At 50.0% G+C, this 8,057-nt stretch carries 6 protein-coding genes; all 6 read left to right on the forward strand.

Going from position 1 to position 8,057, the window contains the following annotated elements:
• The first annotated feature begins 30 nt into the window (after positions 1-30).
• Positions 31-996, forward strand: a complete 966-nt coding sequence (locus tag KKC1_RS07970) for an aspartate carbamoyltransferase catalytic subunit (RefSeq protein WP_088553938.1) — start codon at positions 31-33, stop codon at positions 994-996.
• Complete coding sequence (locus KKC1_RS07975; protein WP_088553939.1) at positions 980-2,284, forward strand: dihydroorotase; 1,305 nt, start codon at positions 980-982, stop codon at positions 2,282-2,284. Before KKC1_RS07970 ends, KKC1_RS07975 begins: the two co-directional genes overlap by 17 nt.
• Positions 2,281-3,393 (forward strand): glutamine-hydrolyzing carbamoyl-phosphate synthase small subunit, encoded by a 1,113-nt coding sequence (gene carA / locus KKC1_RS07980; RefSeq protein ID WP_088553940.1) that lies wholly within the window; start codon positions 2,281-2,283, stop codon positions 3,391-3,393. The genes KKC1_RS07975 and carA overlap by 4 nt, the downstream gene beginning before the upstream one ends.
• Entirely contained in the window at positions 3,380-6,628 is a 3,249-nt protein-coding gene (gene carB, locus KKC1_RS07985; RefSeq protein WP_088553941.1) for a carbamoyl-phosphate synthase large subunit, read from the forward strand. The genes carA and carB overlap by 14 nt, the downstream gene beginning before the upstream one ends.
• On the forward strand, positions 6,606-7,397 hold the full coding sequence (locus KKC1_RS07990; RefSeq protein WP_192868140.1) for a dihydroorotate dehydrogenase electron transfer subunit: 792 nt from the start codon (positions 6,606-6,608) through the stop codon (positions 7,395-7,397). The genes carB and KKC1_RS07990 overlap by 23 nt, the downstream gene beginning before the upstream one ends.
• Positions 7,390-8,057: dihydroorotate dehydrogenase (locus KKC1_RS07995; RefSeq protein WP_088553943.1), on the forward strand; the 668-nt coding region annotated here is incomplete at its 3' end. The genes KKC1_RS07990 and KKC1_RS07995, both read left to right, overlap by 8 nt.

Genomic DNA, 8,057 nt, shown 5'->3' on the forward strand with positions numbered 1-8,057 from the left:
CACAGGTTGATAAGGAGGTTTTATTTTGGGATGCATCTGGAAAGGAAGCAAATAGCTGGATGGCAACGAAAAGATTTGTTGGGTCTACGGGATCTGACGGCCGAAGAAATTGAACTCATACTTGATACTGCCGTTCCCATGAAAGACATTATGCGGCGAGAAATCAAGAAGGTTCCTACCTTGCGGGGACGGTCCGTGGTCAATTTATTTTATGAGCCCAGCACCCGGACCAGAATGTCCTTCGAGCTGGCCGCCAAATATTTAAGTGCCGACTCGGTTAATATTTCGGTGTCTACCAGCAGTGTAGTCAAAGGGGAATCTTTAAAGGATACAGCACGGACTATTGAAGCTATGGGAGCGGATGTTATCGTTATCCGGCATAGTGCCGCGGGGGCACCCAAACTGCTGGCCCAAACAGTTGATTGCCACGTCATTAACGCCGGAGACGGATTTCACGAACATCCTACCCAGGCCCTTCTAGATATGTTCACCATTCGAGAAAAGAAGGGCCGGCTGAAGGGTCTAAAGGTTGCTATCGTAGGCGACATTTATCATAGCCGGGTAGCTCGCTCCAATATATGGGGGCTTACTAAAATGGGGGCTGAGGTCCGGTTGGCCGGGCCGGTGACCCTGATGCCTCCGGAAGTGGAAAAAATGGGAGTTAAGGTCTTTTATCAGGTGGAGGAGGCTCTGGAGGGCGTTGATGTAGTAATGGCCCTGCGGATACAGAGAGAAAGGCTGAAGGAAGGACGCTTTCCCACCTGGCGTGAGTATGCCCGCCTCTACGGTATAAATGCCAGGAGACTGCAGAAGGCGAAACCTGATGCCCTGGTCATGCACCCGGGACCGGTTAATCAAGGTATTGAGATTACCCCTGATGTTGCTGAAGGAACTCAATCGGTCATTCAGGAGCAGGTGACCAACGGAGTGGCAGTTCGCATGGCCTTGCTCTATCTGCTCATGGGAGGAGGAACTACCAGTGAAGCTGTTAATTAAGGGGGGCAGGGTAATTGACCCTGTTCAAAAAATAGACCAGCAGTTGGATATTCGCGTGGTAAAGGGGAAGATTACCGAGATAGGCCGGAACCTAGAGGCACAGGATGATCGGGTAGTGGATGCCTCCGGTTGTATCGTAACGCCCGGGTTAATAGATATGCATGTGCACCTGCGAGAGCCGGGGTTTGAGGCCAAGGAAACTATTGCCAGTGGTACCAGGGCTGCTGCTGCCGGTGGGTTTACCGCCGTAGCCTGTATGCCCAATACCAATCCGGTAGCGGACAACAGGTCTACTGTTGAATACATTAAGATCCGGGCCCGAGAAACGGGTGTGGTCAAGGTTTACCCTATAGGTAGTATAACCAGGGGTTCTCTGGGAGAAGAGCTTACGGAAATAGCCGATTTGGCAGAGGCAGGAGCAGTAGCTCTTTCCGATGATGGCAGGCCGGTTGCTAATGCCGGTCTGATGCGGAGGGCTATGGAATATGCCCGTATGTTCAATCTGCCGGTAATATCCCATTGTGAGGATTTAAACCTCAGAGGGGCGGGAGTTATGAATGAAGGATGGGTTTCAGCTTGCCTGGGATTACACGGGATACCGGCAGCGGCAGAGGAAATAATGGTTGCCCGGGACCTTATCCTGGCCGAATTAACGGGGGCCCGGCTGCATATTGCCCATGTGAGCACTGCCGGTTCGGTAAGGCTGATCCGAGAAGCCAAGTCTCGCGGTGTCCGGGTAACGGCGGAAGCTACTCCGCACCATTTCACTCTTACCGACGAGGCGGTACAGGGTTACGATACTGCAACTAAAGTTAACCCGCCCTTGCGTACGGCTGCCGATGTGGAAGCAATTATTGAAGGACTGCAGGATGGAACTATAGATGTGATAGCTACCGACCATGCTCCGCATACCCGGGAAGAGAAAGATTGCGAATATGATTATGCTCCCTTCGGTATGGTGGGACTGGAAACGGCAGTTCCGCTAGTGGTAAGTAAGCTTATTCTGGCGGGCAAACTGGACTGGTTGCAGGCAGTTGCCAAGCTTAGTTCGGTTCCGGCACGAATTTTAGGTTTACCGGGAGGAAGCTTGAAAACGGGCAGTCCTGCCGACATAACCATTATCGATCCTCAAAAGGAAAAGAGGGTAGATGTTAACTGCTTCTACTCCAAAGGCAGAAATTCTCCCTTCCACGGGTGGAAACTCAAAGGTTGGCCGGTGGTCACTATTGTAGAGGGAACGGTAGTTATGGAACAAGGGAAGGTAATAGCAGGAGGGGGAGAATTATGAAAGGATACTTGGCTTTAGAAGACGGAACAGTTTTTGAAGGTAAAGCCTTCGGTGCGACTGGCAAACGTCATGGAGAAGTAGTATTCAATACCGGAATGACCGGATACCAGGAAATTCTTACCGATCCCTCTTACTGCGGCCAGATAGTAACTTTGACCTATCCGCTGGTGGGGAATTACGGAATCAACGATGAAGACTTTGAATCCCAACGACCCCAGGTCTGGGGTTTTGTAGTGCGGGAAGCCTGTACTATTCCTAGTAACTGGAGGAGCAGAGAAAAGCTTGAAGAGTTTTTGGCCAGATACGGGATTATAGGATTAGAAGGGATTGATACCAGGGCTCTAACCCGACGACTGCGTAGCTACGGGACCATGAGGGGAATAATAGCTACAGGTGAACAGGATCCTGATTTTCTGGTGGAAGAAGCTCGTAATGCCCCCGGTCTATCGGGACAGCAGTTGGTACCTTTGGTGACTTCCAAAAAACCTTATATCATTCAGGGTCAATCATATCGAGTTGTCCTAATGGATTTTGGTGTTAAGCAAAACATTATTCGCTGGTTACAAAAGCTGGGCTGCACGGTTATAGTAGTTCCTGCTCAGACTACGGCGGAAGAAATTCTTGCCTATAATCCTGACGGTATCATGCTTTCCAATGGCCCCGGAGATCCCAAGGATGTGCCGTATGGGGTAGAAACTATTCGCAATCTTTTAGGTCGAAAACCTATCTTCGGCATCTGCCTGGGACATCAGTTGCTGGGGCGAGCATTGGGGGCTGACACTTATAAATTGCCTTTTGGTCACCGTGGCGGAAACCACCCGGTGAAGGACCTCCGTACAGGCAGGGTCTATATTACCTCCCAGAATCACGGTTTTGCTATAGATCCTGACACTTTAGATCCAGACATTGTCGAAGTATCCCATATCAACCTCAACGATGGAACGGTGGAAGGTCTGAGACACAAGAAGCTGCCGGTGTTTTCCGTCCAGTACCATCCGGAAGCAGCTCCGGGCCCGACAGATTCAGAGTATCTATTTGAACAGTTTATGCAGTTGATGGCGGAAGGCAGACAGAATGGATTGGAGGTGGATGGGCATGCCACGAAATAAGAAGCTGAAAAAAGTCATGGTAATCGGTTCCGGACCTATCATTATTGGTCAGGCTGCAGAGTTTGATTACTCCGGTACCCAGGCCTGCCGGGCTCTCAAGGAGGAAGGGCTTGAGGTGGTGCTGGTCAACAGCAACCCGGCTACTATTATGACCGATACTGATATTGCAGACCGTGTTTACATGGAACCCTTGAAGGCTGAGTATGTGGCTCAAATCATTCGCCGGGAGAAACCCGATGGTCTTCTGCCTACCTTGGGGGGACAGGTAGGGCTGAATTTGGCCAAGGAACTGGCCGAGCAAGGAGTTTTGGAAGAAGAAGGAGTAGAGTTGCTGGGCACCCCTCTTTCCGCCATTCAGAAAGCTGAAGACAGGGAAATGTTTAAGCAGTTGATGGAAGAAATCGGCGAACCCATTCCGGAAAGTAGAATTGTTTCTTCGGTGGAAGAAGCTTTGAATTTTGCGGCGGAGATTGGATACCCGGTAATAGTACGGCCGGCCTATACTCTAGGCGGTACCGGCGGGGGAATAGCTCATAACGAAGAAGAGCTCAAAGCTATAGCGGCAAGGGGATTGAAACACAGTCTCATCCACCAGATACTGGTAGAATATTCAGTCGCCGGTTGGAAAGAAATTGAGTACGAGGTAATGCGGGATTCGGCAGATAACTGCATTACCGTTTGCAATATGGAAAATATAGACCCGGTTGGTATTCATACTGGTGACAGTATAGTAGTGGCTCCCTCCCAGACCCTTTCCGACCGGGAGTACCACATGCTGCGTAAAGCTGCTTTGAAGATTATACGAGCGCTTGGAATTGAGGGAGGGTGCAACATCCAGTTCGCCCTTGATCCCCACAGTTTCCGTTATTATGTGATAGAAGTAAATCCTAGGGTCAGCCGTTCCAGTGCTCTGGCATCTAAAGCAACTGGCTATCCGATTGCTAAGGTTGCCTCTAAGATTGCTATCGGTTTAACGCTGGATGAAATCAAAAATGCCGTTACTGGTAAAACCTATGCCTGCTTTGAACCTGCTTTAGACTATGTAGTAGTAAAAATACCCCGTTTCCCTTTCGACAAATTTGCTTCTGCCGACCGGACCTTAGGTACCCAGATGAAAGCTACCGGAGAAGTTATGGCTATTGACCGTACTTTTGAAGGCGCCCTGTTGAAGGCTGTCCGTTCGCTGGAAGTAGGTCTCGATGGATTAATTGCCGATGCTTGGAGAAAACTCTCTACGGAAGAACTCGAAGAAAGATTAAGGACGGCTGACGATGAAAGACTTTTTATAGTAGCGGAGGCGTTGCGGCGCGGGAAGACAGTGGAGTGGCTTCACGACGTTACTCGGATCGACCGCTTTTTCCTGCATAAAATTGCCCGGATCGTTGCTATGGAGGAAGAATTGCGTAAGGTAAAGGGTCAGGTGCCACGGGAAATCTTAAGGGAAGCAAAGAGAATGGGCTTTGCCGATGCGCAGCTAGCCCAGCTTCTGGGAGTAACGGAGGAGGAAGTGCGTGCCCTTCGAAAGGAACAGGGCATTACCCCTGTCTATAAAATGGTGGACACCTGCGCTGCGGAGTTTGAAGCATTGACCCCCTATTACTATTCAACCTACGAGGATGAAAACGAAGCCGAAGCGGGTCAGGGAAGAAAAGTAGTAGTTTTAGGGTCCGGCCCCATCCGGATTGGGCAGGGGATAGAGTTCGATTACTGCTCCGTTCATTCCGTTTGGGCATTGCGAGAGGCCGGGGTAGAATCGGTCATCATTAACAACAATCCAGAAACGGTGAGCACTGATTTTGATACTTCCGACCGCCTTTATTTTGAACCGCTGGTGCCGGAAGATGTAATTAATGTGCTGGAACATGAAAAACCGGAAGGTGTAATTGCCCAGTTTGGCGGACAGACCGCTATTAATCTGGCCGAGCCGTTGGCCAAGGCCGGTTTCCGAATTTTAGGTACTACGGTTGAAGATATCGACCGGGCCGAAGATAGAGATAAATTCGACCAACTTCTAAACCAATTGAATATTCCAAGGCCGGCCGGCAAGACGGCCACCTCCGTGGAGGAAGCCAGGCAAATTGCAGAAGAAATTGGCTTTCCCGTCTTGGTACGTCCCTCCTACGTGTTGGGCGGACGGGCCATGGAAATCGTATATAACGAAGAAGAATTGTTGTCTTATATGATTTCAGCTGTCAAGGTTTCGCCACGGCATCCCGTTCTCATAGATAAATATATAGTAGGGACCGAAGTTGAAGTAGATGCCATCTCCGATGGCTACGATGTATTGATCCCCGGCATTATGGAACATATTGAGCGAGCTGGGGTACATTCAGGGGACAGCATTGCCGTATATCCGACTTTTTCCCTCAAACCGGAAGTTATCGGTCAAATTGTTGAGTACACTACCCGGTTAGCCCGGGCATTGAAGATCAAGGGGCTTTTAAATATTCAATATGTGGTTCACCAGAATAAAGTTTATGTTTTGGAAGTTAATCCCCGCTCCAGCCGGACAGTCCCATACTTGAGCAAGATTACCGGTATTCCTATGGTAAAGATAGCCACTCGCATTATTTTAGGTCAGTCGTTAGCCCAGCAAGGATACGGAACGGGGTTGGTGGAACCGCCGGATTACGTGGCGGTAAAAGTTCCCGTGTTTTCTTTTGCCAAATTGCACCAGGTTGATACGTCCCTGGGTCCGGAAATGAAGTCTACCGGTGAAGTTATTGGATTAGACCGGACTTTGTCCCGGGCTTTGTACAAAGGCCTGGTGGCGGCGGGCTGTGATATTCCACTCCAGGGTACTATTTTGGCTACTATTGCCGATAAGGATAAAGAAGAAGCGCTTCCACTACTCCGTGGATTTGCTGAGCTTGGCTACCGTCTCTGTGCTACAGCCGGAACAGCCCGAAAAATCCGGGAGGCCGGTCTGGAAGTAGAACAGGTCAATAAAATCCGGGAGGGATCACCGCACATCATTGACTTGATACGATCCGACAAAATCCATTTCGTTATCAATACTTTAACCAAAGGGAAAATGCCGGAACGAGATGGCTTTAAGATCCGGCGGGCGGCAGTGGAGCACGGTGTTCCGTGCCTTACCTCCCTGGACACTACCCGGATTTTACTTCAAGTTCTCCGTTCGATCTCTAAAGGAGAAAAGTTGGAGATCAAGTCTCTGCAGGAATATATAGGGGTAGAAAGGAGTGCCGGTATTGTCTCAGTTGCTAACCGGTAAAGTAATTTCCCACGAAAAATTAGTGGAAGGCTTTTACCGGGTAAGAATTGCAGCAGAATCTCTAGCCCGGCAGGCGAAACCTGGCCAGTTTGCTCTAATTCGCTGCAGTTCTACCTTTGACCCTCTACTGCGAAGACCTTTTAGTTTTCATGATATCGATGCCGAAGCAGGTACGGTTAGTTTTCTGTATCAGATTAGGGGAAAAGGTACCCAATTGCTGTCCCAGATCAAGGAAGGCGAACAATTGGATATTATGGGTCCCCTGGGAAAAGGATTTTATCTACCCGAAAAACCGGCCAAGACAGTGCTGGTAGGAGGGGGAATTGGTGTTGCCCCGTTGTTATTTTTGGCCCGGACTTTGAAAGAGAGGGGTTATTCGCTAACCGTTCTTTTAGGAGCAGCTACCGGTGAACAAGTGCTTTGCCGGCAGGAATTCGAGGCTTTAGGGGCTGAGGTGCAGGTAGCTACTGATGATGGTAGTCAAGGACATCGTGGCTACGTAACCGATCTGCTGGAAAAGGTGTTGGAAAGGATTGCTGTTTCGCTGGTTTATGCATGCGGACCCTGGCCGATGCTGAAAAAAGTGGCTGTTGCCTGCCGGGGGAAGGATGTTCCCTGCCAGGTTTCTCTGGATAGGGCTATGGCATGCGGGGTAGGAGCCTGCCTCAGTTGTGTTTGTCGTACCCGGAGAAACGGCAAAAATTATGCCCGAATATGCCGGGAAGGACCGGTGTTCGACAGCGAGGAGGTGTTATGGGACGATGAGTAAGGTGAAGTTGGCGGTACAGTTGGGTGGTTTGAAGCTCAAGAACCCGGTACTTACTGCTTCCGGAACATTTGGCTACGGGTTAGAGTATGCCACTTATGTCGACTTGAATGCCTTGGGAGGCGTGATAGTTAAGGGAACCACCCTGGAACCGAGAGAAGGTAATCCCCCTCCCCGCGTAGTGGAAACACCGGCCGGAATGCTCAACGCCATAGGCCTGCAGAACCCGGGGGTAGAAGAAGTAATTAATTGCATCCTCCCTCGGTTAGAAAACTTTGACACGGCTATCATCGTCAATATTGCGGGAAACACGGTGGATGAGTATGCTGAAATTGCGCGGCGTTTAGACCGGGTAAAAACAATAGCCGCTCTGGAAGTTAACATTTCCTGTCCCAACGTGAAAAAGGGAGGTATGGCTTTCGGTGTAGATCCGGTCCTGGCAGCCGAGGTGGTTGCTGCAGTCAGGGCCAATACCTCTCTTCCGGTTATTGCCAAGTTATCGCCCAATGTGACGGATCCGGTGGCTATTGCTGAAGCATGTGTCGCGGCGGGTGCGGATGTCCTTTCCATGATCAACACCCTTTTGGGGATGGCTATTGATATTAATTCTCGCCGTCCGGTACTGGCCAACATATTTGGAGGTCTCTCGGGACCGGCTATCAA

The organism is Calderihabitans maritimus, from assembly GCF_002207765.1.
Classification (GTDB): domain Bacteria; phylum Bacillota; class KKC1; order Calderihabitantales; family Calderihabitantaceae; genus Calderihabitans; species Calderihabitans maritimus.